The sequence below is a fragment of the Streptomyces sp. NBC_00400 genome (assembly GCF_036048035.1).
GTDB lineage: Bacteria > Actinomycetota > Actinomycetes > Streptomycetales > Streptomycetaceae > Streptomyces.
Genome location: NZ_CP107940.1, coordinates 3,290,736 through 3,315,617, shown reverse-complemented (window position 1 = coordinate 3,315,617; position 24,882 = coordinate 3,290,736). Strand labels below are relative to the sequence as shown.

Genomic DNA, 24,882 nt, shown 5'->3' with positions numbered 1-24,882 from the left:
GCCCATGGCTCTTGTTGTGGCCAGTCTGCTCTTTCATCAGGTCAATAGGCACTGGGAATATGGATTCTCCGGACTGGGGCATCACTTTGCGCCGGTGTTCGGCATAAGGCTGCCCCGCGCGGCAGCGATATTCGGTCAAGTGGTGGCGCTTCCGCTGGCTCTGCTGGCCGTCCTGACGGTCCCGTCGCTCGGCGGGCGCGCCCTCGCTGCCGTACTCGCCTTCTACTGGATGCTCGCGACGCACCGGCGCCTTTCCGACCATTCCTGGCTCGGGGCGGTGGTGGCAGCGGTCATGGCGTTCACTCCGGTGCACCTGCATCCCGTTTTTGCGCAAGACGTCCTTGCCGGCGTCTACCTGACCGCGGCGCTGCTCAAGGTCAATGATGAGTACCTGTTCACCGAGCGGAGCGCGGGTCGCGTCGTCACCGCCCACTACTTCCGTCTGCTCGGCGTGCCGATCCACCGACGGCTGCTGAAGGCCGTGCCGGCCGGGGTGATCGTGGCAGAGCTCGCCGCGGGCCTCCTGCTGTGCGTTCCGGGCGGGGTGCGCTGGAGTCTGTGGCTCGCGATCCTCATGCACCTGGTCTTCGGAGTCTCGGGCAACTTCCCCTTCTCGGTGGTGGCCATCGCGTTGTGGGTGACCGCGTTCTCCCCGGACGGCCGGGTCGAGCTGTCCGGTGGCTCCGGTGCCGTCGGGCTCGCGGCGCTGTTCACCGGCCTGCTCGCGCTGGCGGCCGGGCGCACGGCCACCGGCCGCCGGTCACACAGCTGGCTGTACAAGGACTTCTACCAGGGAGCGGTCTACGGGGCGCTGTGCGCGGTCGCGGTGTCGTCCCAGGCACTCGGCCCTACGCCCTCGGGCGGTCGGGACACACTCGTCCACGCACTGGTCGCACTGGCCTTCGTCCTGAACTTCGCGCTGGTCGTAGCAGGGGTGAAGCTCGAATGGAGCTTCGCCATGTTCACCAGCCTCCGCCCCTTCGGCCGCTCCTGGCTGGAACGCCACCGGCTGAAGGACTGGCCTCGTTACTACGCTCTGACACTTCCGGCGCGGATACCGAAGCCGCTGCTGCGCGAGATCGATCCGCAGTTCGTCTATCTGGCGACCCGGGAGGAGAACGTCGTCCACGAGGGCGTGGTCTACCACCTCGAGGCAGCGGCCCAGAAGTTCCACGTCTCCTTTGCGCCGAGGGCGATGACGGTCGACCCCCTCGTCCGTGAACTCGTCCCCGCTCCCGCCGAACCGCCCCAGCCCGCACCCCGCCGGCGTTTCCTCGGCTATCCGGCCCTCTCGCCGAAAAGCCTGGACCAGCGCTATCTCGTCTGAGGTGCGGACCGCGCCGGCCGCTCACCGTGCCGCAGGCAGGGTGACGGTGAAGGTGCTGCCCTTGGCCGGTGCGGTGCGGACCGTCACCGTGCCGCCGTGTGCTTCGGCGATCGACTTGACGATGCTCAGGCCGAGGCCCGTGCCGCCGGCCGCCGGGTCGCGGGACTCCTCGCCGCGGTAGAAGCGTTCGAAGATGCGCTCCGCGGTCTCGGGGGGCATACCGGGGCCCTGGTCGCGGACCGTCAGCTCCACCGTGTCGCCGGGCAGCGCACGGGCGCCCACCGATATCGGCGTGCCCGGCGGGGTGTAGCGCAGGGCGTTGCTCAGGAGGTTCTGCAGCACCTGCCGGAGCCGGTCCTCGTCGCCGCAGGCGAAGACCTCGCCCGCCACCTCGACGGTGACCGGCTTGCCGGGGTCCCGGACCCGGGCATCGCCGACGGCTTCCTCGGCGAGCGTGCCGAGGTTCACCGGTGCGTCGGCGAGCGGGCGGCCCTGGTCGAGCCGGGCGAGCAGCAGCAGCTCTTCGACCGTGGCATGCATCCGGGCCGCCTCGCCCTCGATGCGCGCCATCGCCCGCTCGATGAGTTCGGGATCCTGGGCCAGACCGTGCAGATGCAGTTGCGCCCAGCCGCGGATCGTGGTCAGCGGGGTGCGCAGTTCGTGCGAGGCGTTGGCCACGAACTGCCGTAGCTGTTCCTCGGACCGCTGCCGTTCGTCGAACGCCCGGTTGAGGGCGGTGGCGACCTCTCCCACCTCAAAGTGGCGCCGGGCGACCTCGATGCGCTGGTCGATGTCGCCGTCGGCGACGGCGGTCGCGGTGGCGGCCATGTCGCGCAACGGCCGCAGGCCCACGCGGAGTACGCCGCGGCTGAGGAGCACGATGCCGCCGAGCGCGGCCAGCGTGGCGGCGGCATCGGCGCCGATCAGCCAGTAGACGACGTCCTCTGCCGGCTGGAGGCTCTTGGCGACCACGACCGTGCTGAACCGCTGGGGCGGTGCGCCGGGCGCGGGCCGGACCGTGGCGGACGGGCCGACGGGGAAGCTCAGGACGCGGTAGCGCGGTACGGGCGCACCCTTCGCCGACAGGGTGAGGGGCTGGTCGGCGAAGCTGTCCGGGACCGGCGCCGGCAGGTCGGGGCGGGCCCGGAGCTGCCCGTTGAGGTCACGCGCCGGGGTCTGGGCGACCACCTTGCCGCGGTCGTCGACCAGCGCGACGTACGCGCCGTCGGGGATGAGGGAGTTGAGGCCGGCCGAGTTGACCGGGGCCGCCCGGTCGCTCACCCGTTGCTGCACGGTGGTGCGGGCCTTGGCGAGCGTGGCGTCGGCGACGTCGACGAGGTTGAGGCGCAGCCCGATCAGCGACACCGCGTTGACGGCCACCATGCCCCCGGCCGCCAGCAGGACGACCCCGACCATCAGCCGCGCCCGCAAGGAACCGCGCCAGGCGGCGGCCACCTCAGCCGCCGCCGGGCAGGCGCAGGCTGTAGCCGAAACCGCGCATCGTGTGGATCAGGGCAGGGGACCGGTCGTCCACCTTCGCCCTCAGCCGGGACACCAGCTTCTCGACGACGCCCGCTCCGAAGCGGTGCTGCCAGACGTGGTCCATGATCTGCTCTTTCGACATCACCTGGTCGGCATTGATGAGCAGGTAACGCAGCAGCTTGTACTCGGTCGGTGACAGCGCGATCAGCCGGTCCCCGCGGCGCACCCGCCGGCTGCGCTCGTCCACGCTCAGGTCGGCGAAACGCAGCATCGGGCTCTCCTCGGCGGACCGGCCGGCCCGCCGCAACAAGGCGTGCACCCTGGCCAGCAGCTCGGGAAGGCTGAAGGGTTTGGTGAGGTAGTCGTCCGCGCCCATGGCGAAGCCCGTCACCCGGTCCTCGACGGAATCCCGCGCGGTCAGGAACAGCACCGGCAGCCGCGCCCCGTTCTCCACCAGCCGCCGGCACAAGCGGAAACCGTCCATGTCGGGCAGCATGACGTCCAGCACCAGCAGGTCCGGGGGCTGCGCCTGGTACGCGCTCAGGGCCTGCGCACCGCAGCCCGCGGTCGCCACCGTGTAGCCCGCGAGGCCCAAGGTGGTCTCCAGCAGCTCCGCCATCCGCGGGTCGTCCTCCACGACGAGCAGCCGTTGCCCCGTTCCCCGGGGCAATGGTGCGTCACTCGTCGGCGAGGCGGAGGGCATGGCGGGCACCAATCGGTCACGGAGTCTGCGGTCACGACAACGAGTCGCCCCGGTTGCCGGTTCCCTGGCCGGCGGTTGCCTGACCGTCGGTTCCGCGGCCGTCGGTTCCACGGCCCCGGCCCCTGGCCCCGGCCCCGGGCGCGGCAGACGTTACCCCGGCCCGCGGAGGCTGTCAGGAAACGGTCAGGTTGCTGACCGCGACGGGTCAGCGAGGGCGGTTTCTCTTGAGCCACGACACCGGAGAGAGCACCGTCCGCCGAAAAGCCTGGAGAGCCCGTGGACCCTGCCGCACATGAGGAAGCCGGCGGTGTGGATGCCGTCCGGGCCGCCGTGCGGAGCCGGCTGCGCGGCACCGTGATCGATATCGCGCCCGTCTTCGGATTCACCCTGACCTTCGCCCTCACCCACCGGCTCGGCGTCGCGCTGACGCTCGCCCTCGCGGCCGGGGCCGGTGCCTTCGTCCACCGGCTGGTGCGCAAGGAGCCCGTGGGGCGTGCGCTGGGGATCCTCGGCTTCGTCTGTGTCCAGGGCGCGTTGGCCGCACGGAGCGGGCAGGCCACCAGCTTCTTCCTCCCGCACCTGGTGCTGCACTGCGCGATGGCTGTGGCGGCGCCGGTGCTGATCCTCCTCGGGTGGCCGCCGCTGGGGGTGATGGTGGGGCTGCTCACGGGCGAGCGGACCGCGTGGCGCCGCTGCGCGGTGCGCCGCCGGGCCTTCGCCAGGGGCAGCCTCGTCCTCTTCGCGGGGAACGTCCTAATGCTGACCGTCCAGCTCCCGCTGTTCCTGTCCGGCCAGGCCGTCGCCCTCGGCTCGGTCGATGTCTTCGGGCCGCTCGTCTTCGCGCTCGGCGCCCTGCTGGGCTGGCGGGTCTACCTGCGCGCCCTCGGCGGCCACCGCTGCGAGGCCGCCCTCCCCGCGGACGCCGGCCTGAGCGCGGACCCGGCACGCCCCGCGGACCCCGCACGCCCTGCTCACCCCGTACGCCCCACCGACCCGGCACACGCCACCGACCCGGCGCGTTCCCACTGACCCCACACCCCCACCACCGACCCGGCCCCCATGGAAAGGACCGTCCGATGACCGACACCCAGCCCACCACGCGGCCCCGGCCCGACGCCCGGACCCAGCCCACCGAGCGGACCTGCCCGTTCAGCCCGCCCGAGGGGTACCGGACGCTGCGCGAAGAGGCCCCGATCACGCCGGTGACCTTCCCGGACGGTACGGACGGCTGGCTGGTCAGCCGGCACGCCGACGTACGGGCGGTGCTGGCCGACCCGCGGTTCGGCGCGAACCGCCGGCCTGCGCGGACCGGTGCCTTCGCGCCCGCCGGCACACCGGTGCCGCCGCCCCCGCCGGGGATGTTCATCATGATGGACGGCCCGGAGCACACCCGGATCCGCCGGCTGCTCACCGGCCAGTTCACGGTGCGCCGGATGCGGCAGCTGGCGCCCGCGGTGGAGCGGATCGTCGCCGAGCACCTGGACGCCATGGCGTCCGCCGAGCAGCCGGTCGACCTCGTCCGGGACTTCGCCCTGCCCATCCCCTCGCTGGTGATCTGTGAGCTGCTGGGGGTGCCGTACGCGGACCGTGCGGACTTCCAGCGGAATTCGAGCAACATGCTCCGGCTGGACGCGAGCCAGGAGCAGGTCCAGCAGGCGCACCTGGCGATGAACCAGCACATCCACGAACTGGTCCTCGCCAAGCGTGCCCGCCCCACCGACGACATCCTCAGCGGCCTGGTGCAGGACGGCCGGCTCACCGACGAGGAGATGGCCGGTGTCGGGGCGCTGTTGCTGCTCGCCGGGCACGAGACGACGGCGAACATGATCGCGCTGGGCACCATGTGCCTGCTGCACCACCCCGACCAGCTGGCGGCGCTGCGCGCGGACGCCTCGCTCTGGGACAACGCCGTCGAGGAACTGCTCCGCTACCTGACGATCATCCAGTTCGGTCTGCGCCGGGTGGTGCGGGAGGACCTGGAGCTGGACGGCCACCGCATCGAGGCCGGCACCACGGTGCTCGCCTCCCTGACGTCGGGAAACCGTGACGCCGCCCAGTTCACCGGCGACCCCGACCAGTTGGACGTGCAGCGGCCCTCCAGCCCGCACCTGGCGTTCGGGCACGGTCCCCACCAGTGCATCGGCCAGCAGCTGGCCCGGGTGGAGATGAAGGCCGCGCTGTCCGCCCTCTTCGGCCGGTTCCCCTCCCTGCGGCTGGCCGTACCGGCAAAGGAGGTGCCGATGCGCGACGACATGCTCATCTACGGCGTCCACGCACTGCCCGTGACCTGGTAGCCGGCGCACCGGCCGCCATCCGGCACCCCATCCACGGAAGAAACGGAAGAAGAGGAATCCCGATGAAGGTCATCATCGACGAGGACAAGTGCGTCGGCGCAGGCCAGTGCGTGCTGGCCGCCGCCGAGGTCTTCGACCAGCGCGAGGACGACGGCATCGTCGTCCTCCTGGACGCCCTCCCGCCCGAGGAGCTGCACTCCTCGGTGGAGGACGCCGCGGCCCGTTGCCCGGCGCTGGCCATCGAGGTGCTGAAGTAGTGCCCGAGAGGGAACGGATCGTCGTGGTGGGCGCCTCGGCCGCGGGGCTCACCACGGCCGAGGCCCTTCGCCGCGAGGGGTTCGCCGGAACGCTGACCATGGTCGGCGAGGAACCCCGGGTGCCCTACGACCGGCCGCCGCTGTCCAAGCAGGTCCTGGCCGGTGAGCGGGAACCGGAGACGACCGTGCTGCGCCAGGACGCGGACCTCGGGCGCCTGAAGGCCGAGCTGCGCCTGGGCTGCCGGGCGGCCGGCGTGGACACGACGGCCCGCACCGTCACCCTGGCGGACGGGGACCGGCTGCGCTACGACGGCCTGGTCATCGCGACCGGGCTGCGGCCGCGCGAACTGCCCTTCGGCCACGACCTGGCCGGGGTGCACGTACTGCGCACGCTCGACGACGCCCTGACGCTGCGTGCGCAGTTGCTGGGCGGCCCGCGGGTCGTGGTGATCGGCGCCGGATTCCTCGGCAGCGAGATCGCCGCCACCGCACGGGGGCTGGGCCTGGACGTCACCCTCGTCGATATCGCGCCCACCCCGCTGGCCGGGCAAGTCGGCCCCTGGGTCGGGAACTTGGTGGCCGGCCTGCACCGGGACCACGGAGTCCGGCTGCGGATGGGCCGCGGCGTCGCCGCCCTGACCGGCGGGAACGGCCGGGTCACCGAGGTGGTGCTCGACGACGGCGCCCGGCTCCCCGCCGATGTGGTCGTGGTCGCGATCGGCTCGGTGCCGGCCACCGACTGGCTGGCCCACTCCACGATCCCCCTGGGGGACGGGGTGCTCTGCGACAGCTACTGCCGCGCCGCCCCCGGGGTCTACGCGGCAGGAGACGTCGCCAACTGGCCGGACCCGGTCACCGGCGACCGCGTCCGCCTCGAACAACGCACCAACGCCACCACCCAGGCGATCGCCGTCGCCAGAAACCTCCTCGCCGAGCCTGAGGACGCGGTGCCCTACGCGCCGGTCCCGTTCGGCTGGACCGACCAGTACGACGCCAAGATCCAGTTCCACGGCCGGTGTCCCGCGGATGCCCGGGTCACCTGTGTCGAGGGCGATCCGCAGACGGGCAGGTTCGTCGCGCTCTACCAGGAGGGTGGCCGCGTGGTGGGCGTACTCGGCTGGAACAGCGCACGCGCCCTGCACGCCTACCGCGGCCGCATCGGCGAGGGGGTGCCGGAGTAAACGGGGGCAGGCCCGGCGGGCGGATCGGCGAGGCGCCCGCCGGGGCTACCAGGAGCGGACGGCCGGGATGAGGGGCGGACGGCCGGGTGAACCGGAAGGGGAAGAGGCCGGCCAGAAAGGTTTTTTGACGGGCCGGAAGGGGCGTACCGGCGTAAGTTCACCGGCATGGTGACTTCGATGACGCACGAGGACTACGAGCGGCGGATGGACCGGGCGGGCCGGGCCGCCGCCGATGCCGGGCTGGCCGGGCTGATCGTGACGCCGGGTCCGGATCTGGTGTGGCTGTGCGGCTACCGGCCGCCCGCGGCCACCGAGCGGCTGACCGCCCTGGTGATCGAGCCGGGGCGGCGCCCGCGGCTGCTGGTGCCCGTATTGGAGTATCCGGACGCGGAGCACTCGCCCGGGGCTCGGGCGATGGAGGTGTCGGGGTGGACCGACGGCTCACAACCGTATGCGGAGGTCGCCAAGTGGGTGGATCCGCAAGGGCGTTACGGGGTGTCCGACGCGACGTGGGCGTTGCATCTGCTGGGGCTGCAGCGGTGCCTGCCGGGAACCGCCTACACCGCGCTGACGGAGGCGCTGCCGATGCTGCGCGCGGTCAAGGACGCCCATGAGGTGGCGCGGCTGGCCGCGGCCGGCGCCGCCGCGGACGCGACGTACGAGGAGATCCTGGGGGTGCGCTTCGGCGGCCGCCGGGAGCAGGAGGTGGCGGCGGACCTGGCGCGGCTGCTGACCGAGCACGGGCACAGCCAGGTGGACTTCACGGTCGTCGGGTCGGGCCCCAACGGCGCCAACCCGCACCACGAGGCCGGGGAACGGGTCATCGAGGAGGGCGACATGGTCGTGCTCGACTTCGGTGGCCTCAAGGACGGGTACGGCTCGGACACCTCGCGGACCGTGCACGTCGGGGAGCCGGGCGCCGAGGAGCGCAAGGTGCACGACATCGTGCGGGAGGCGCAGCAGGCGGCGTTCGAGGCGGTGCGGCCGGGCGTCGCGTGCCAGGACATCGACCGGGTGGCCAGGAAGATCATCAAGGCTGCCGGGTACGGCGAGTACTTCATCCACCGCACCGGCCACGGGATCGGGGTCACCACGCACGAACCGCCGTATCTGGTGGAGGGCGAGCATCTGCCGCTGGTACCGGGGATGTGCTTCTCGATCGAGCCGGGGATCTATCTGCCGGGGCGGTTCGGGGTCCGAATCGAGGACATCGTGACGTGTACGGAGTCGGGCGGGCGGCGGCTGAACGAGACGGCCCGGGAGATGGCGGTGGTGCGGTAGGGGTCCGGCCGCTGCGGCCGCGGCGCTGCGGCCGGGAGCCTCTGCTGCCGGGGTGCTGCCGCAGGGGCTCCCGCTGTGGGCTGCCGCCGCGGACTGCCAGGCTATTTCTGCAGGTCAGGGTGCGTTGTCAGTGGTGTGGTTCACGATGGGGTGTGCAGGCGTGGACCGGAACCCGGGCGCGGACCGCAACGGCGGGCACGGGCCGGAACGGCGGACGGGCTCGGACGGCAGGAAGGCGGTGGCCCGGTGGCAGGGCGCGGTGAGGAGACGGTGCGGGCGGTGCGGCGGCCGGAGGTGCGGCTGCCGGAGCTGGCGGCGTACGACGGCGGGGAGCTGGAGGCCGAGGGGGATTACGACGGGCTGGAGTTCGCGGACGCCGACTGGGCCGGGCAGTCGGCACGCGGCGCGCGCTTCCTGGACTGCGCGCTGCGGCGCTGCGCGCTCGACGACACCGTGCTCAGCCGGGCGCGGATCATCGACAGCGTGCTGAGCGGCGTACGCGGCGTCGGCACGGACCTTTCCCAGGCGTCCCTGCGCGATGTGGAGGTGTCGGACGCCCGGCTCGGCGGGACCCAGCTGCACGGTGCGGTGCTGCAGCGCGTCGTGGTGCGCGGCGGGAAGATCGATTTCCCGAATCTGCGGAAGGCGAAGCTGCGGGATGTCGCCTTCGAGGGCTGTGTGCTGGTCGAGGCGGACTTCGCGGGGGCGGAGCTGGAGCGGGTGACGTTCGACGACTGCACGCTGGCGCGGGTGGATTTCTCCGAGGCGCGGATGAAGGACGTCGATCTGCGGGGCGCGGCCGCGCTGGATATCGCCCGGGGGATCGACCGGCTGTCGGGCGCGGTGATCAGCGCGTCCCAACTGCTCGATCTGGCCCCGGCGTTCGCGGCCCAGATAGGAGTGCGGGTGGAGTGAGCCGCCCGGCCGGCCGGGCGCTCAGACGCGGGGGAAGCGGGCCTGGAGGTCCCAGATGGCCGGGTTGTCGCCGAGGCCGTCGTGCATATCGGTGAGGTCGGCGATCAGGTCGTGCAGGAAGTCGCGGGCCTCGCGGCGCAGCGCGGAGTGGTTGAAGGTGAGCGGGTCCTCGTCGGCCGGCATCCAGTCGGCGTCCACGTCCACCCATCCGAAGCGGCGCTCGAAGAAGATCCGGTCCGCGGATTCGGTGAAGTCCAGCTCGGCGTGGACGGGGCGGGCGGAGCGGTTGCCCCGGGGGTCGGTGTCGAGCTGCTCGACGATGTCGCACAGCGCCCAGGCGAAGTCGAGGACCGGCACCCAGCCCCAGGCCGTGGACAGCTCGCGGTCCGTCTTCGTGTCGGCGAGGTAGACATCGCCGCAGAAGAGGTCGTGGCGCAGCGTGCGCACGTCCGCGGTCCGGTAGTCCATCTGTGGCGGGTCCGGAAAGCGGCGGGAGAGGGAGTAGCCGAGGTCGATCACGCCTTGATGGTGTCACGCCGGTGCGGCGCGCAGATGCCCGCACCGGTCGTACGGAGAGACACCCGCGCCCGGCCCGCCCCCGCCGGTCTCCGCCCGTGCCCCGCCCGCCCGTGCCCCGCCCGCCCGGCGCCCCGCCCGCATGTGCCCCGCCGGAGCCCCCCTGGTGCGCCCTCCGCCACCCGCCACTCCGCCACCCGCCACTCCCGCTACGCCGCGGTCAGCACCCGCGGCCCCTCCTCGGTCACCGCCACCGTGTGCTCGAAGTGGGCGGCGCGGGAGGCGTCGGTGGTGCGCAGCGTCCAGCCGTCGCCGTCCTCGGCGTAGGCGTCCTTGCCGCCGGCCAGGAACATCGGCTCGATGGCGAGGACCAGGCCGTGGCGCAGGACGAAGCCGTGGTGCGGGCGGCCGTCGTTGGGGACCGACGGGTCCTCGTGCATCTGGCGGCCGATGCCGTGGCCGCCGAAGTCACGGGGGATGCCGTAGCCGGCCGCGCGTCCGATGCTGCCGATCGCATGGGAGATGTCGCCGATCCGGGCGCCGACCACGGCCGCCGCGATGCCCGCCTCCAGCGCCTGCCGGGTGGTGTCCATCAGCCGCTGGTCCTCGGCGCGGGCGGTGCCGACCGTGAAGCTGAGGGCGGCATCGCCGGCCCAGCCGTCCACGAGGGCGCCGCAGTCGATGCTCACCAGGTCGCCGTCGCGCAGCCGAGCGGCGTTCGGGATGCCGTGCACGATCGCGTCGTTGACGGAGACGCAGAGCACGGCGGGGAAAGGGGCCGGGGCGAAGGACGGCTGGTAGCCGAGCCGAGGGCCGGCCCCCCATGGGGAACCGGCCCTCCGTTGCCCTGACCCGGCCGCGCCGGGTGCAGGCGTGACTCAGACGTTGACGCCGAAGTCCTGCGCGATGCCGACGAGGCCCGAGGCGTAGCCCTGGCCCACCGCGCGGAACTTCCACTCCGCGCCGTTGCGGTACAGCTCACCGAAGACCATGGCGGTCTCGGTGGCCGCGTCCTCGCTGAGGTCGTAGCGGGCGATCTCGGTGCCACCGGCCTGGTTGATGATGCGGATGAACGCGTTGCGCACCTGGCCGAAGTTCTGGCTGCGGTTCTCGGCGTCGTAGATGGAGACCGGGAAGACGATCTTGTCGATGTCGGCCGGCAGCGCCGCCAGGTTGATGTTGATCTGCTCGTCGTCGCCCTCGCCCTGGCCGGTGACGTTGTCGCCGGTGTGCACGATCGACTGGTCGGGCGTCGCCTTGTTGTTGAAGAAGACGAAGTGCTGGTCGGAGTAGACCTTGCCGCTGCCGTTGACCGCGATGGCGCTTGCGTCGAGGTCGAAGTCCGTGCCGGTGGTGGTCCGGACGTCCCAGCCGAGGCCCACCGTGACGGCGGTCAGGCCCGGGGCCTCCTTGGTGAGGGAGACGTTGCCGCCCTTGGACAGGCTTACAGCCATGGGATGTCCCTTTCCTTGTCGACTCGTCGAAGCGTCGGGCTCCGTACTGCGGACGAAGCTACCGTCACCCACCACAACGCCATCAGGGGACCAGGAGGTTCCAGCTCTCTTTACTTTCTTTGCCGAATCCTGATGGCGGATGTGCCGCAATGGACCAGGAAAAGCGGGTGACGGGTCCCGTGGCGCGCGAGATCATAGGACGCATGTCCGGGCCCCATGTCATCCGCGGTGCGGTCGTCCTTCCCGAGGCCGAGCTCGTCTGGCGGTTCTCGCGCTCCTCGGGTCCGGGCGGCCAGCACGTCAACACCAGCGACAGCCAGGTCGAGCTGCGCTTCGACCTCGGCAGGACGCAGGCGCTGCCGCCGGTGTGGAAGGAGCGCGCCCTGGAGCGGCTGGCAGGCCGGCTGACCGACGGCGTGCTGTCCGTACGGGCCTCGGAGCACCGCTCCCAGTGGCGCAACCGCGAAACCGCCGCCGTCCGGCTGGCCGCGCTGCTGGCCGAGGCCACCGCGCCACCGCCCAAGCCGCGCCGCAAGTCACGGATCCCACGGGGCATCAACGAGCGGCGGCTGCGGGAGAAGAAGCAGCGCGGCGACACCAAGCGCGGCCGCTCGGGCCGCGACTGGGGCTGACCGGCCCGCAGGCACTGTCCCCCGGCTGTCCTGGCCCGTCCCGCAGGCGCCGTCCCCGGCTGCCCCCGCCTGGCCCCGCGGACGTCGCCCCCCCCCGGCTGCCCCGCCCGCCCCGGCAGGCCGCCCCGCGCCCCTCACCCCAACTGCCGGTACTTCCCCCGGAAGTACGTCAGCGGCCCGTCGTCCTCGCTGGGCAGCGTCGTGGCCAGGACCCGCGCGATGACGAGCGTGTGATCGCCGGCCACCACCCGCTGCTCGGTACGGCACTCCATGGTGGCGAGCGCCCCGCCGATGAGCGGGGCACCGGACACCTCGCCCCGTACGAACCCAAGGTCCTCGAAGAGCAGCCGGTCGCTGATCCGCCCCTTCATCGCGAACCGCCCGGCAATCTGCCGCTGATGCCCCGAGAGCACCGACACGGCCCAGAGCGGCTGCAGCGCCAGCAGGTCGTCCATCCGTGAATCGTTGCGAACGCTCACCATGACGAGCGGCGGGTCGAGGGAGACCGACAGGAATGCCGTGGCGGTCATGCCGACGTCCTCGCCGTGCGGCCCGTAGTCCGGGTCGCGGGCGGTGATCAGCACCACGCCTGCGGCGAGGCGGGACAGGGCGGCACGGAATTCGTCGTCACTCACTCCCACAGAATGCGGGATGGGCGCCCCGTCCGGCGTGGAAGTGAGGGCGACGACGGGGGCGGAAGGGGTGGTGGGCCCGGAGGCCGCCGTATCGGCAGGGCTTTTCGTGAACACGCCATAAACGCTAACTTCGTCGGCCCCCGCCACGCATCGGGCCCGGGGACCAGCCGCGTCCTAGGTCTGACGACGGAAGTCCGGAACACTCGGAAATTTGCGTTCAGCAAGTGTAGAAAGAGTGAAGGCGCGCTCCCGTGGCGGGTTTATGGAAGATCGCCAAACATCCCTCAGTCTTTGTGACTTGAGTCACAGGAGGCGCTAATTGTTGACCCTGTGTACCGAGTGAACAGCTCACTGTGATTCAGTGAGCGTGGAATCGGACGACAAAGAATCGTGGAGTTTGCTGTCGAGGTCTCAGGGAGAGCGAGCGATGGAGACCGAGTCGGAGCCATACGTCCGTCTTGCGACCCTGCGGCAGCTGCACCAAGTGGTCGCCGAGCTGAATACCGCACGTAGTCTCGCGGACACCCTGCAGACGGTCGCCGACGGCGCGATCAACGGGCTCGGCTACGAGCTGGCCGCGGTCAATCTCGTCCGCCCCGACGGCGATCTCGTGGTCGCCGCGGTCGCCGGCAGCGCGGGCGCCGAGGCGCTGATGGCCGGGCGGGCCGGCTCCCGCACCTCCTGGGAGCGCCGGCTGGCCATGGGCGAGCGCTGGGGCGACCTGGTCTTCATCCCGCACACCGAGGGCTGGGTGCTCGATGACGACGACGTACCGCAGTGGCACACGGCCGGGCCCGCGCCCCGCTTCCCCGACGAGTGGCACCCCATGGACCGCCTGTTCGCGCCCATGTACACCGCGTCCAACGGCGGCGGCGAGCTGCTGGGAGTGATCTCCGTCGACCGGCCGCGCAACGGCCGGCGGCCCGGCCCCTGGGGCCAGGAAGCCCTGCAGATGTACGCCTTCCAGTCCGCCATCGCGATCAGCAATGCCCGGCTGCGGGCGAACATGCAGCGCGCTCTGGTCCGGCTGGAGCGCGAGCAGCAGGCGCTGCGCGCCAGCGAGGAGAGCTTCCGGCAGGCCTTCGAGTACGCGCCGAGCGGGATGGCCGTGGCCGAAATGGGCGGGGACCAGCACGGGCGGCTGCTACGCACCAACGACGCGCTGTGCCGGCTGCTGGGCCGCCCGGCCTCCGGGATGCGCCGCTACTCCTTCTCCGACCTGGTCCACCCCGAGGACATCGGCACGCTGCTGCGCACCTCCGCCGAGGGCGGCCGCGCCGAGCTGCGGCTGGCCCGCCGGGACGGCACCTACGTGTGGGTCTCGCTGCGCAACTCCGTCGTCGCCGACACCGCCGACGGGCCGCGCTTCCTGCTCACCCACGTCGAGGACATCGAGGAGCGCAAGCGCCACGAGCTGCAGCTCGCACACCGCGCCAGCCACGATTCGCTGACCGGGCTGCCCAACAGCGCGGAGCTGCGGGCCCGGCTCGGTGCCCGGCTGTGCTCCCGCGCGCCCGGCTCGATGGCGGACGCCTTCGCCTCCTCGCGCGTCCTGCACACCGATCCCCACGAGGCGCCCGGCTTCCGGCCGGACGGCAAGGAGCCCTTCGACGGACTCGACGGCTTCGAGGGCGGGCCTCCGGCCCCGTTCGACCACCACGTCCATCTCGTCGCCCCCGCGGACGGGCCGGCCGACGACGGCTCCAAGGGGCTCGCGGTCCTCTTCTGCGATCTCGACGGCTTCAAGTCGATCAACGACCGCTTCGGGCACAACACCGGCGATGCGGTGCTCATCGAGGTCGCCCGCCGGCTGACCAGCGGCGTCCGGGACGGCGATACGGTCGCCCGGCTCGGCGGCGACGAGTTCGTGGTGCTCGCCGACGGTCTCGGCACCGCCGACGCCCAGGATCTCGCGGTCCGGCTGCGGAACGCGATCATCCCGCCGATCCGGGTGGAGGGCCGGGCGGTCCGGGTGGGCGCCAGCTTCGGCATCGGCTGGGCGAGCTGCGGGATGACGGCCGAGGAAGTGCTGGAGTCGGCCGATCAGCGGATGTACGTCGAAAAGCGCTCCCGCTCGAAGGCGAACCGGCGGGCGGCAGGGTGAGCCGCGGGCGGGCCGCCGCGGCGGCGGCCGGGCCCGGTGCCGCGTATCTCACACCGGGCGCGCCGCGGCCTCCGCACCAGCAGTTCACCGATCCGTAGCGATCTTGTGGCCCTCCGGGGCCGGTGTGCGTGAGCCCGGAGAGGGTAGGCTGCGCCGATGCGGCGCGGTGCCGCCGGGGGCCCGACAGACAGTTCGCGCAGCAGATGACAGCGCACGCGGGAAGACGCGTACAGACGCGCACAGATCGCTTGGGAGTGACACGGAATGACGGCCGGCAACAACGGCGCGGACACGCCGGAGAACGACGACCCGTTCGGCTACCTCTACCGCTCGGAAGGCGGCGAGGGCGGCGCATCGGGCCCGTCGGGCGACGGTGCGGCGGCGCGGCAGCCGGGCGTCCCGCGTACCTCCTACAACCAGGTGCGGGCGGTCGGCCAGCGCCAGTACGGGCAGCAGGCCCCGCAGCAGGTGACGTACGGGCAGCAGAACGCCCACTACGCCGCGCCGGAAACGCTGCCCGGCGGGGACCGTACGCGTTCCACCGCGGCCCCGGCCAAGGGCGGTGCGGAGCCGCGGCGCGGCCGCAACGGCCTGCTGATCGGTGCCGTCGCGGTGGTCGCGGTGGTCTGCATAGGCATCGGCGTCGCGATGCTCACCAATGGCAAGAACAGCAAGGACGACACCGCCGGCAAGCCCGGCCCGACGGCCGGCGACACGGTGTCCCCCGGCGACAAGCCCAAGAAGCCGGCTCCGGGCAAGCTGCCCAAGGAGGACGCGGGAAGCCTGCGGCTGGACGGCGGGGCGACGACGTCGAAGGACGTCCCGGGCGCGCGCTCGCCCGGCGGGACGTACGTGGCGGGTATGAACACCCCCGGCGCGGCGGCCACGTGGACGCTCGACGTCGACGCTCCCGGCAAGTACAAGCTCTGGGTCGGCTACGGCGTTCCCGGCAAGGACGCCAACCTCACGCTGAACGTGAACGGCGCTGCGGACAGCCGGCCGATCAACATGGAGAACTTCGCGCACGCCCCGGAAGGCGCCTGGGACAAGGGCTGGACCAGGACCTGGTCGTATGTGCAGCTCAACAAGGGCACCAACACCGTCAAGCTGTCCTGCGAGAGCGGGAACCAGTGCGACGTGAACCTGGACAAGGTGTGGCTGGCCCGAAAGTGACGGGCCGGTGGCTGCGCCGCTGAGAGATGTCCCCGCGACGCTCAACAAGGTAGGTGCGTTGGCCACTTGGACGGTCGAGCTCCCCAAGCGTGGGGGATGCGCCTTCTCGTCCAATGTGGCGTCCGCTCGGTCAGACTAGATGCGGCCACCCTCCACGCAGGCGGCGGCGACCCACCCCGACCTGTTGCCCCACACCACCTTCAGCCAATCGTTGTCCGACGGTCCCCCACGCCAGCAGGTGTAAGAACCGCCGCTGCTGTTCCTTACGCACGGGGTGTGAGTGCAAGCAATCTTCGTCCCAGGGTTGCTGATGGTCGCTAGCTTGGCTGATGACGTGCTTGCGCCGGCTCGGATGGTGAAGGAATGCCCGTCCACTGCCCAAACACCGGCTCGGTCCGCGGCAACCGCGCCTGCCGTCGTCGCGGACACGATCCCGAGTGTGGCCACCCCCGTCGCCGCGATGCGTGCGAGCTTCCTCGTGGTCTTCATCTTCGCCTCCCAGAGATAATGATCAAGGCGAGGTGACGCTAACCGGCCGAGAAGCTCGCAACAAGGTGCATACCGGCCAGCGCAATTGAAGGGGCGTCACTTCACATACCGCGTGCCTCCGGTGAAGCTGCCACCCTCACCGTCCGCAACAGCTCTTCATACGTCGCCGCGTCGAACTCGCCCGCCGCCGGGGCCCGTACGGTTGCCGCGGACAGCGCCACCGCGCGGGTCAGCCGGTCCGGCCAGGACAGCTCCTCCACCAGCCCCGACAGCAGACCGGCCACCGCCGAGTCGCCGGCGCCCGTCGGATTGCCGGCGATCCGCTGTGGCGGCGCGGCCTGCCAGGCGCCGTCGGCGGTCACCGCGAGCATGCCGTCCGGGCCCAGTGAGGCGGCGACCGCATGGGCGCCGCGGCGGCGGGCGTCGCGGGCGGCACGCAGCGGTTCGGTGCTGCCGGTGAGGGCGGCGAGTTCGTCGGCGTTGGGCTTGGCGAGGTCGGGGCGGGCGGCCAGGCCCCGGCGCAGCGGTTCGCCGCTGGTGTCCAGCAGGACCGGGACGCCGGCGCTGCGCGCGGCCCGGGTGAGCCGGGCGTAGACGTCGACCGGGACGCCCGGCGGCAGGCTGCCGCACAGCGCCACCGCCCGTGCCTCGCCCAGCAGTTCGCGGTAGGTGCCGAGGAAGGCGTCCCATTCGGCGGGGGAGACGGTCGGGCCGGGCTCGTTGAGCTGGGTGGTGTCCCCGCTGCTCGTGTCGGCGACGGCGACGGTGCGGCGGGTGGCGCCGCCGACCGGGACCAGTGCGTCGGTGACGTCGGTCTCGGCGAGCAGCGCGCGCAGCGCCTCGCCGGTGCCGCCGCCCGCGAAGCCGGTGGCGACCGTGCGGTGGCCGAGGGCGGCCAGCACCCGGGCGACGTTCAGGCCCTTGCCGCCGGGGCGTTCGGACACCTCGGTGATCCGGTTCGTGGCGTGGGGCCGGAGCCGGGGAACGCGGTAGGTGATGTCCAGGGCGGCGTTCAGCGTGACCGTGAGGATCATGGTCGCCCCTCCGGGCAGTCATGGCCGGGCGGCCGGGCGTCGGGCCACCGCGCACGGCGGTGACATACGGACAAGTGCGCGAGCGATCATGCCATCGCTGGTGGTCGTTGGCCCAGACCCGGCCCGCTCCCGGGTGGACCGGGGCCGCCGGAGGGCCGGTCGGCCGACCGTGCCCCTGCCCGCCGCCCTACCCCTGCCCGCCGCTTTTGCCGAGCGTCAGACGCCCTTCGGGCGCACCACCCACTCGCCCCGGCGCATGACCCCCACCAGCTCGTATGCCGCATCCAGCACCACCAGGTCGGCGTCCTTGCCGGTCTGCAGGGAGCCGGTCCGGTCGTCGATGCCCAGGAGGCGGGCCGGGGTGGCCGAAAGTGCCTGTACGGCCTGGTCGACCGTCAGACCGTCGAGGGTGACCGCGCGCCGGAAGGCCCGGTCCAGGGTGAGGGTGGAGCCGGCGATGGAACCGGCCGTGGGGCCCGCGCTGATCCGCGCGACGCCGTCCTTGACCTCGACCTGCATCGGGCCGAGCGGATACATCCCGTCGTTCATCCCGGCCGCGCCCATGGCGTCGGTGATGAACGCGACCCGTCCGGCGCCGGCCTCACGGACCGCCAGCTGCAGGATCGCCGGGTGCAGGTGGGTGCCGTCGTTGATGAGCTCGACGGTGATCCGCTCGTCCTCCAGGAGGGCCGCGACCGGGCCCGGCGCGCGGTGGCCCAGCGGGGGCATCGCGTTGAAGAGGTGGGTGGCGACGGTGGCGCCGGCGTCGATGGCCCGGCGCGTGGCGTCGTAGTCGGAATCGGTGTGGCCGAGGGCGGCGATCACCCCGGCGTCGGCGAGCAGCCGTACGGACTCCAGGCCGCCGGGCAGTTCGGGCGCGACGGTCATCATCGACGCGGTGCCGTGCGCGGCGTCGATCAGCTTGCGGACGTCGGCCGGGTCCGGATCGCGCAGCAGCTCCGGCTGGTGAGCGCCGCAGCGGTGCGCGGAGATGAACGGGCCTTCGAAGTGGATACCGGCCAGCTCGCCCTGCTGGACCAGCTCGGCGAGCACCCCGGCCTGCCGGGCGAGGTCGGCCAGTTCGCCGGTGACGGTGGAGGCGACCATCGAGGTGGTGCCGTGCCGGCGGTGGGTCTCGGCCACCGTCATGCACTCCTCGGGATCGGCGGACGAGAACGAGCCGCCGCCTCCGCCGTGGACGTGCATATCGACGAAGCCGGGGACGATGAGGTGGTCCGTCAGGTCCACCACCCGTCCGGCCACCGCCTCGTCCAGGTCGAGGTCCCGGCTGTGGACATCGCCGATCCGGCCGCCCTCGACGGTGATCCGGCCGCGCTCGACGACGCCGGACGGCCGGGCGATCCGGGCGCCGGTCAGAACGGTGCGCCCGGGGTCCGAGGGCCGCTGCGCAAACTGTTGCCGTGCCATCAGGCGGTTACCTCCGTGGAGAGAAGATCCCAGGCGAGCAGGCCTGCGCCCAGGCACCCGGCGGCGTCCCCCAGGGCCGCCGGGACGATCGAGGGGAGCCGCTGGAACGTCACGCGGCGGCGGACCGCTTCCCGCAGAGGCGTGAACAGCGTGTCGCCCGCCTCGGCGAGCCCGCCGCCGATGATCAGGGTCTGCGGGTCGAGCAGGGTGAGCCCGGTGACCAGGCCGTCGGCGAGGGCGTCCACGGCGTGGTGCCAGACGGCGCGGGCCCGCTCGTCGCCGGACTCCACGGCCTTGGCCGCATCCGCCGCGCCGGCCTGCGGATCCTTGCAGACCGCCGCCCAGTCACGGCCGACCGCGGCGGCCGAGGCCACCGTCTCCAGGCAGCCGCGCTGACCGCAGCCGCAGACGCGCCCGCCGGGCCGTACGACGATGTGGCCGATCTCTCCCGCGCTGCCGTGCGCGCCGGCCTCGATCCGGCCGCCGATGCCGATGGCGCCCGCGATCCCGGTGCCCAGCGGGACGAACAGGAAGCGGTCGGCGCCCCGCCCGGCGCCGATCCGGCCCTCGGCCAGGCCGCCGGTGCGGACATCGTGGCCGAGGGCGACCGGCACCCCGCCGAGCCGTTCGGACAGCAGCGCCCGCATCGGTACGTCCCGCCAGCCGAGGTTCGCGGCGTAGACGGCGGTGCCGGAGCCCTCGTCGACGATCCCGGGGACGGCGACGCCGGCCGCAGCGGCGGGGACGCCGAAGCGGGCCGTGCCGAGGTCACGGAGCTCGGCGGCGAAGCCGAGGATGGCCTCGACCACCGCGTCGGGGCCCCGCTCGCGGCCCGTCGGGCGCCGTGCCTCGTACAGCAGCACGGGAGGACCGGTGGAGGTCTCCCCGGAAGGCGCGGTGTCCACCCCTACGAGGGCGGCCTTCATGCCGGTGCCGCCCACATCAAGGGCGATGACGTGTCTCACGGGAACAGTTTTGCGCGATCCGCCCCGAAAGGTCTAGTCCACTCGCCGATCGGATCACCTGGAGGGGCTGCCCGAAGGGAAACCGGAAGGGGAGTCCCAGGGGGCCGCCCGAGGGGTTGAGGGGACTGCCCGAGGGGGCTGAGGGAACTGCCCGAGGGAACTGCCGGGGGTGCTGCGGGGAGTGCCCGACGACCTGCGCCTTCGCGAAACGGGGGGTGGTGTAGACCTTGTAAAGGCCGCGGGGGAGACTCGGTAACGGACGCGGGCCGGGCCCGCTGTTCATGCCGTTGGAGGGGGACCTCGCAGACGGCGGGGCGGGATGCCCCGGCAAGCACGGATTTTCAGAACAAAGGGCGGTAACAGCGGTGCAGCGGCGGTACTTGAGCCTGGCGGCGGTCATCACCACCACCATGACGCTGACTCTTACCGGCTGCGGCAGCGGCTCCGGTAGCGGCGACGACGTCACTCTCAAACTGATCGCGGCGGACTACGGCGACAGCCGGTCCAACAGCTCCCAGCACTACTGGAACGAGCTCGCCCGCGCCTACGAGAAGAAGCACCCCGGCACCAAGATCGATGTCGAGGTCTACAGCTGGACGGACGTCGACAAGAAGGTCGCGGACCTGGTCAAGGCCGGCCACGCACCCGACCTCGCGCAGATCGGCGCCTACGCCGACTACGCCGCCAAGGGCCAGCTCTACGGTGTCGACAAGCTGCTCAACGTCACCACCCAGGCCGATTTCAGCCCCTCCCTAGCGGAGGCCGGCGAATACAAGCGCGTCCAGTACGGCATGCCCTTCGGCGCCAGCACCCGGCGGCTCTTCTACAACAAGAAGCTGTTCGCCCAGGCCGGTATCACCTCCCCGCCGCAGAACTGGGACGACATAGCCCACGACGCCCAGTTGCTGAAGGACCATGGCGTCAAGATGCCGTTCGCGCTGCCGCTCGGACCGGAGGAGACCCAGGCCGAGACGATGCAGTGGATGCTCAGTGGTGGCGGCGGCTACACCGACAGCATCGGCAAGTACACGATCGACTCGCCGGAGAACGTCAAGACCTTCAACTGGCTGAAGAACAACCTCGTCGGCAAGGGCCTGACCGGCACCGACCCGGCCAAGCTCAACCGCAAGGATGCCTTCCAGGACTTCGCCGACGGCAAGGTCGGCATGCTCAACGGCCACCCCACCCTGATGAAGCAGGCCGCGGCCAAGGGCATCGACTACGGCAGCGTCGAACTGCCCGGCACCAATGGCAAGGCCAAGGCCACCATGGGCGTCGCCGACTGGATGATGGCGTTCAAGCAGGGCGGCCACCGCGCCCAGGTCGGCAAGTTCCTCGACTTCGTCTACAGCGACAAGAACGTCGAGAAGTTCTCCGGCGACTACGGCCTGCTGCCGGTCACCACCTCCGCCTCCGAGGCGATGCAGGGCGACGACAAGTACGCCAAGCTGCACGGCTTCCTCCAGCAGCTCCCCAACGCCGAGTTCTACCCGGCGAACAAGACCTCCTGGCCGCTGATCTCCAAGACGGTCAAGGCGAAGATGGGCGCCGCGGTCGACCCCCGGGGCAACCCGGCCGGGGTGCTCACCGACATCCAGAACACCGCGGACGCGGCGGACAACACCGGCGAATGACGGTGGGGGCGCGGGCGCGAAGGCGGGCGGACGGGTTCGGACCGTCGGACGGGCCCGGCCCGGCGGGCGGCCCCCGGCCGGTGGGCCGTCCCGGTCCGGCCGGGGCGAGGAGCCGGTCCCGGTCCGACCGTGCGCTTATCGTGGAAGCGTGATGACAGGCGGTACGGAAGGCACGGGCGGCGCGGCAGGCGCGGGCGTTACGGGCGCCACGGGCGGCCCGGAAGGCACGAGTGCCACCGGCGGCTCGGCAGGAGCCGGCGCCACGGAACCCACCGGCAGCCCGGAAGGGACGGAGGGCAGCCCGGCCGGTCCGGGCAGCGCTCCCGGGCCCGGTGCGAGCGCGGCGGGGCTGACCGCCCAGGACGAGGCGGTGCTCGCCGTCGAGCGCCGCTCCTGGCCGGGCCCCGGCCCCAAGGAGCGCGCCATCCGCGAACAGCTCGGCATCTCCCCGACCCGCTACTACCAACTCCTCAACGCCCTGCTGGACGACCCCCGGGCGCTCGCCCACGACCCCGTCACGGTCAACCGCCTGCGCCGCGTCCGGGACGCCCGCCGCGCCCGCCGTTGACGCGTGCGCCCGCCGCGCCCCGGTGCTCCCGTGGAGCGCCCTGCGGCGATGGCCGGGAGGTACCCCCGGCGTCCGCCCCGCGCCGGTAGGGTCGGCGCCATGGGCAGCCCCCCGAACGCCGCGCCGCACTCCCAGCCGACACCCGGATCCGTACCGGTCCCGCGCACCGCTGCCGGCCGCGACGGCCTCGCCGCGCTGCTGGCCCACCCGGAACGCGCCGTCATCGCCCTCGACTTCGACGGCACCCTCGCCGATATCGTCCCCGACCCGGAGAAGGCCCGCGCCCATGACGGCGCCGTCGCCGCCCTCGGCCGCCTGGCGCCCCGGCTGCGCGCCGCCGCGGTGATCACCGGCCGCCCGGCCACCGTCGCGGTCCGCCTCGGCGGCTTCGCCGAAGCACCGGGCCTGGACCAGCTCACCGTCCTCGGCCACTACGGCGCCGAACGCTGGGAAGCCGCCACCGGCACCGTCCACGCGCCCGCCCCGCCCCCCGGCATCGCCGCCATACAGGCCGAGCTCCCCGGCGTCCTGGATGCCTCCGGCGTCTGGCACGGCACCTGGGTCGAGACCGCCATCGAGCGCAAGGGCGGCCGCGCCATCGCCGTCCACACCCGCCGCGCCACCGATCCCCAGGGCGCCTTCGACCAGCTGCGCGGCCCGCTCACCGTGCTCGCCGAACGCCACGGCCTGATCGTCGAGCCGGGCCGCCTCGTCCTGGAACTCCGCCCGCCGGGCATGGACAAGGGCGTCGCCCTGGCCGAATGGGTCCGCGAGACCGGTGCCACCACCGTCCTGTACGCCGGTGACGACCTGGGCGACCTGGCGGCCTTCGCCGCCGTGGAGAAGCTGCGCTCCGACGGCCTGGGCGGCGTCCTGGTGTGCAGCGGCAGCAACGAGGTCGCCGAACTGGCCGACCGCGCCGACCTGGTGGTCGACGGCCCGACCGGCGTCGTCGGACTGCTCGCCGCCCTGGCCGACCGGCTGGACTAGGCCCTGTACGCGGCCCTTGCCGGTCGGCCCGCCGGGCCATCTCCTCATCCCCGTGCCGGGACCGTCACCGTGACCGGCCCGGTGGCGCCGGGCTGCGTCCATACCCGGATCGTGCCCCGCTCCCCGGCCGGTACGACACGCGGCCATGCCGTGGCCGGGCCGTGAAACCGACACCTGCCGCCCTGCGGCCGTAGGCGGAGTGGACAGCTCGCCGACGTCGGGCCGTCCCGAGGAGTCGTGGGCGAGGTGGAACGTGCGCGGTGGGGGGTCGTAGACCGGCTCTAGGAGAGGCCGAGTCCGTCCGAGGCGTCCTCCTTCAGCGCCCGCAACTGCTCCAGGAACCACTGCGCCGGCGGCAGCGCCGTGGCGGCAGCGGCCAGCCGCGCCGTGCGTTCGCCGCGTTCCCAGGCCTCCATCATCAGCGCCTCGTGCAGCGCCCGCGCGGTGTCGCTGACGTCGTACGGATTGACCGTGAGGGCGTCCTCGCCCAGCTCCTCGTGCGCCCCGGCCTCCCGGGAGAGCACCAGCGCACAGCCGTGATCGGAGACCACCGGGATCTCCTTCGCGACCAGGTTCATCCCGTCCCGGATCGGGTTGACCAGCGCCACATCCGCCAGCCGGTACGCGGCCAGCGAGCGCGCGAAGTCATCCTTCACATGCAGCACGACCGGTCGCCAACTCTCCGTGCCGTACTCGGCGTTGATCTCCTCGGCGAGCCGTCCGACCTGCGCCGTGTACTCCCGGTAGACGGCCAGGTCCTGGCGCGAGGGATAGGCGAAGGCGACATGCACGACACGCCCGTGCCACGACGGGTGCCCGGCCAGGAGCTCGCGGTAGGCGAGCAGCCCCCGCACGATGTTCTTCGACAGCTCGGTCCGGTCCACCCGGACGACGGCCTTGCGCGCCGTCCCGTCCGGCCCCGTGCCGACCTGCTCCCGCAGGGTGACCAGCCGCTCCTGGACGTCCGCCTGCTGCGACCGCTCCCGCAGGAACCCGGCGTCCGCCCCGAGCCCGTGCACCCCGATCAGGGTGCCCTCGGTGCCGCCGGTCACCTCGGCGCAGCAGGCGCGGAACGCATTCGCCCAGCGGTGGGTGAGGAACCCCAGCCGGTCGGCGCCCAGCATCCCCCGCAACAACTGCTCGGCGATGTCGTCCGGCAGCATCCGGAAGTACTCCGGCGGCGCCCATGGCGTGTGCGAGAAATGGGCGATCCGTACGTCGGGCCGCAGCGCCCGCAGCATCCCCGGGACCAGCGAAAGGTGGTAGTCCTGCACCAGCACCGCCGCACCCTCGGCGGCCTCGTCGGCGAGCGCCTGGGCGAAGGCACGGTTGTAGGCCTCGTACGACGCCCACTGCGCCCGGAACTCCGCATCGAAGACCGGCTCCAGCGGGGTCTGGTACAGCATGTGGTGGACGAACCACAGCACGGAGTTCGCGATGCCGTTGTAGGCGGCGGCATGCACCCCGGCCGGAATATCCAGCATCCGCACACGCTGCCCGCCGGTGTCACCCGGCTCCAGCGCACCACCCGTCCGCCGTACGGCCTCCCGGTCGCCGTCACCCAGCGCCGCACACACCCACACCGCATCGGTATCGGGCCCGATGGCCGACAGCCCGGACACCAGCCCGCCCCCGCCCCGCTTGGCGGTGAGCGTGCCGTCCTCCGCCAGGCCGTAGGAGACCGGCCCGCGATTGGACGCGACCAGAACCTCGGCACCCGCTGGTGCCGCACTGCGCTCGGAGACCATGTCGCGAAGGTAACCCGCGACAGATCCGCGCAAACGCACGGAAGCGGCCAAGAGGCGCGGGCGGGGGAATGC

General features: G+C 72.4%; 22 protein-coding genes and 1 pseudogene. 13 read left to right on the top strand and 10 right to left on the bottom strand.

All coding sequences use genetic code 11. From position 1 onward, the window contains the following. Window positions 1-139: 139 nt before the first annotated feature. Complete coding sequence (locus OHS81_RS14500; protein WP_328385194.1) at window positions 140-1,327, top strand: hypothetical protein; 1,188 nt, start codon at window positions 140-142, stop codon at window positions 1,325-1,327. 21 nt (window positions 1,328-1,348) lie between these two features. On the opposite strand, the gene OHS81_RS14495 is transcribed toward OHS81_RS14500, so the two are convergent. Together OHS81_RS14495 and OHS81_RS14490 are read right to left on the bottom strand one after the other, a co-directional pair. Continuing rightward, window positions 1,349-2,782 (bottom strand): sensor histidine kinase, encoded by a 1,434-nt coding sequence (locus OHS81_RS14495; protein ID WP_328385193.1) that lies wholly within the window; start codon window positions 2,780-2,782, stop codon window positions 1,349-1,351. A 1-nt stretch (window position 2,783) separates the two neighbouring features. Next, window positions 2,784-3,512: a response regulator transcription factor gene (locus OHS81_RS14490; RefSeq protein WP_328385192.1), complete on the bottom strand. Its 729-nt coding sequence runs from the start codon at window positions 3,510-3,512 to the stop codon at window positions 2,784-2,786. A gap of 276 nt (window positions 3,513-3,788) precedes the next feature. Here OHS81_RS14490 and OHS81_RS14485 point away from each other — a divergent pair, with 276 nt between their 5' ends. The 6 genes from OHS81_RS14485 to OHS81_RS14460 all read left to right on the top strand — a co-directional run bounded on the left by OHS81_RS14485 (window position 3,789) and on the right by OHS81_RS14460 (window position 9,440). Further along, window positions 3,789-4,541 carry a DUF3159 domain-containing protein gene (locus OHS81_RS14485; RefSeq protein WP_328385191.1) on the top strand — a complete coding sequence of 251 codons (753 nt, stop codon included), beginning with the start codon at window positions 3,789-3,791 and terminating at the stop codon, window positions 4,539-4,541. A 47-nt stretch (window positions 4,542-4,588) separates the two neighbouring features. Continuing rightward, entirely contained in the window at window positions 4,589-5,806 is a 1,218-nt protein-coding gene (locus tag OHS81_RS14480; protein ID WP_328385190.1) for a cytochrome P450, read from the top strand. Window positions 5,807-5,868: 62 nt separating this feature from the next. Further along, on the top strand, window positions 5,869-6,063 hold the full coding sequence (locus OHS81_RS14475; protein WP_328385189.1) for a ferredoxin: 195 nt from the start codon (window positions 5,869-5,871) through the stop codon (window positions 6,061-6,063). Then, entirely contained in the window at window positions 6,063-7,244 is a 1,182-nt protein-coding gene (locus OHS81_RS14470) for an NAD(P)/FAD-dependent oxidoreductase (protein WP_328385188.1), read from the top strand. Before OHS81_RS14475 ends, OHS81_RS14470 begins: the two co-directional genes overlap by 1 nt. Window positions 7,245-7,421: 177 nt before the next feature. Then, a complete protein-coding gene (locus tag OHS81_RS14465; RefSeq protein ID WP_328391159.1) occupies window positions 7,422-8,525 on the top strand; it encodes an aminopeptidase P family protein in 1,104 nt (367 codons plus the stop codon). A 270-nt stretch (window positions 8,526-8,795) separates the two neighbouring features. Next, the gene (locus OHS81_RS14460; protein WP_328391157.1) at window positions 8,796-9,440 is read left to right on the top strand and encodes a pentapeptide repeat-containing protein; all 645 of its coding nucleotides are present in this window, start codon (window positions 8,796-8,798) and stop codon (window positions 9,438-9,440) included. A gap of 21 nt (window positions 9,441-9,461) precedes the next feature. Here OHS81_RS14460 and OHS81_RS14455 read toward each other — a convergent pair whose 3' ends face one another. The 3 genes and pseudogenes from OHS81_RS14455 to OHS81_RS14445 form a co-directional block, all read right to left on the bottom strand. After that, window positions 9,462-9,959, bottom strand: a complete 498-nt coding sequence (locus OHS81_RS14455; RefSeq protein WP_328385187.1) for a hypothetical protein — start codon at window positions 9,957-9,959, stop codon at window positions 9,462-9,464. A 206-nt stretch (window positions 9,960-10,165) separates the two neighbouring features. Beyond that, window positions 10,166-10,777 (bottom strand): annotated as a pseudogene (map, locus tag OHS81_RS14450) (type I methionyl aminopeptidase); the annotation flags it as partial. 57 nt (window positions 10,778-10,834) lie between these two features. Beyond that, complete coding sequence (locus OHS81_RS14445) at window positions 10,835-11,410, bottom strand: TerD family protein (RefSeq protein ID WP_328385186.1); 576 nt, start codon at window positions 11,408-11,410, stop codon at window positions 10,835-10,837. A gap of 203 nt (window positions 11,411-11,613) precedes the next feature. Between OHS81_RS14445 and arfB the strand changes: the two genes are divergently transcribed. After that, window positions 11,614-12,042, top strand: a complete 429-nt coding sequence (gene arfB, locus OHS81_RS14440; RefSeq protein WP_088802263.1) for an alternative ribosome rescue aminoacyl-tRNA hydrolase ArfB — start codon at window positions 11,614-11,616, stop codon at window positions 12,040-12,042. Window positions 12,043-12,176: 134 nt separating this feature from the next. Here arfB and OHS81_RS14435 read toward each other — a convergent pair whose 3' ends face one another. Then, window positions 12,177-12,791, bottom strand: a complete 615-nt coding sequence (locus OHS81_RS14435; protein WP_443058704.1) for a flavin reductase family protein — start codon at window positions 12,789-12,791, stop codon at window positions 12,177-12,179. A 313-nt stretch (window positions 12,792-13,104) separates the two neighbouring features. Between OHS81_RS14435 and cdgB the strand changes: the two genes are divergently transcribed. Together cdgB and OHS81_RS14425 are read left to right on the top strand one after the other, a co-directional pair. Beyond that, on the top strand, window positions 13,105-14,781 hold the full coding sequence (cdgB, locus tag OHS81_RS14430) for a diguanylate cyclase CdgB (protein WP_328385185.1): 1,677 nt from the start codon (window positions 13,105-13,107) through the stop codon (window positions 14,779-14,781). Between the two features lie 264 nt (window positions 14,782-15,045). Then, a complete protein-coding gene (locus OHS81_RS14425; protein ID WP_328385184.1) occupies window positions 15,046-15,954 on the top strand; it encodes a carbohydrate-binding protein in 909 nt (302 codons plus the stop codon). A gap of 590 nt (window positions 15,955-16,544) precedes the next feature. Here OHS81_RS14425 and pfkB read toward each other — a convergent pair. The 3 genes from pfkB to OHS81_RS14410 form a co-directional block, all read right to left on the bottom strand. Next, window positions 16,545-17,477, bottom strand: a complete 933-nt coding sequence (gene pfkB, locus OHS81_RS14420; RefSeq protein ID WP_328385183.1) for a 1-phosphofructokinase — start codon at window positions 17,475-17,477, stop codon at window positions 16,545-16,547. Between the two features lie 216 nt (window positions 17,478-17,693). Beyond that, window positions 17,694-18,905 carry an N-acetylglucosamine-6-phosphate deacetylase gene (nagA, locus tag OHS81_RS14415; protein WP_328385182.1) on the bottom strand — a complete coding sequence of 404 codons (1,212 nt, stop codon included), beginning with the start codon at window positions 18,903-18,905 and terminating at the stop codon, window positions 17,694-17,696. After that, a complete protein-coding gene (locus OHS81_RS14410; RefSeq protein ID WP_443058851.1) occupies window positions 18,905-19,831 on the bottom strand; it encodes an ROK family protein in 927 nt (308 codons plus the stop codon). The genes nagA and OHS81_RS14410 overlap by 1 nt, the downstream gene beginning before the upstream one ends. 404 nt (window positions 19,832-20,235) lie before the next feature. Between OHS81_RS14410 and OHS81_RS14405 the strand changes: the two genes are divergently transcribed. The 3 genes from OHS81_RS14405 (at window position 20,236) to otsB (ending at window position 23,062) form a co-directional block, all read left to right on the top strand. After that, window positions 20,236-21,504 carry an extracellular solute-binding protein gene (locus OHS81_RS14405; RefSeq protein WP_443058703.1) on the top strand — a complete coding sequence of 423 codons (1,269 nt, stop codon included), beginning with the start codon at window positions 20,236-20,238 and terminating at the stop codon, window positions 21,502-21,504. Window positions 21,505-21,853: 349 nt separating this feature from the next. Next, window positions 21,854-22,072, top strand: a complete 219-nt coding sequence (locus OHS81_RS14400) for a DUF3263 domain-containing protein (RefSeq protein WP_088802265.1) — start codon at window positions 21,854-21,856, stop codon at window positions 22,070-22,072. 99 nt (window positions 22,073-22,171) lie between these two features. Next, window positions 22,172-23,062 (top strand): trehalose-phosphatase, encoded by an 891-nt coding sequence (gene otsB, locus OHS81_RS14395; RefSeq protein WP_328385179.1) that lies wholly within the window; start codon window positions 22,172-22,174, stop codon window positions 23,060-23,062. Window positions 23,063-23,343: 281 nt separating this feature from the next. On the opposite strand, the gene OHS81_RS14390 is transcribed toward otsB, so the two are convergent. Further along, window positions 23,344-24,810, bottom strand: a complete 1,467-nt coding sequence (locus OHS81_RS14390; protein WP_328385178.1) for an alpha,alpha-trehalose-phosphate synthase (UDP-forming) — start codon at window positions 24,808-24,810, stop codon at window positions 23,344-23,346. Between the last annotated feature and the right edge of the window lie 72 nt (window positions 24,811-24,882).

What these genes read in the sequence shown, in the direction of transcription:
- OHS81_RS14425 (WP_328385184.1), top strand. Translation starts at nt 15,046, where the DNA reads ATGACGGCCGGCAACAACGGCGCGGACACGCCGGAGAACGACGACCCG.
- OHS81_RS14490 (WP_328385192.1), bottom strand. Translation starts at nt 3,512, where the DNA reads ATGCCCTCCGCCTCGCCGACGAGTGACGCACCATTGCCCCGGGGAACG.
- OHS81_RS14480 (WP_328385190.1), top strand. Translation starts at nt 4,589, where the DNA reads ATGACCGACACCCAGCCCACCACGCGGCCCCGGCCCGACGCCCGGACC.
- cdgB (WP_328385185.1), top strand. Translation starts at nt 13,105, where the DNA reads ATGGAGACCGAGTCGGAGCCATACGTCCGTCTTGCGACCCTGCGGCAG.
- OHS81_RS14475 (WP_328385189.1), top strand. Translation starts at nt 5,869, where the DNA reads ATGAAGGTCATCATCGACGAGGACAAGTGCGTCGGCGCAGGCCAGTGC.
- OHS81_RS14410 (WP_443058851.1), bottom strand. Translation starts at nt 19,831, where the DNA reads ATGAAGGCCGCCCTCGTAGGGGTGGACACCGCGCCTTCCGGGGAGACC.
- OHS81_RS14445 (WP_328385186.1), bottom strand. Translation starts at nt 11,410, where the DNA reads ATGGCTGTAAGCCTGTCCAAGGGCGGCAACGTCTCCCTCACCAAGGAG.
- OHS81_RS14390 (WP_328385178.1), bottom strand. Translation starts at nt 24,810, where the DNA reads ATGGTCTCCGAGCGCAGTGCGGCACCAGCGGGTGCCGAGGTTCTGGTC.
- arfB (WP_088802263.1), top strand. Translation starts at nt 11,614, where the DNA reads ATGTCCGGGCCCCATGTCATCCGCGGTGCGGTCGTCCTTCCCGAGGCC.
- OHS81_RS14465 (WP_328391159.1), top strand. Translation starts at nt 7,422, where the DNA reads ATGACGCACGAGGACTACGAGCGGCGGATGGACCGGGCGGGCCGGGCC.
- pfkB (WP_328385183.1), bottom strand. Translation starts at nt 17,477, where the DNA reads ATGATCCTCACGGTCACGCTGAACGCCGCCCTGGACATCACCTACCGC.
- nagA (WP_328385182.1), bottom strand. Translation starts at nt 18,905, where the DNA reads ATGGCACGGCAACAGTTTGCGCAGCGGCCCTCGGACCCCGGGCGCACC.
- otsB (WP_328385179.1), top strand. Translation starts at nt 22,172, where the DNA reads ATGGGCAGCCCCCCGAACGCCGCGCCGCACTCCCAGCCGACACCCGGA.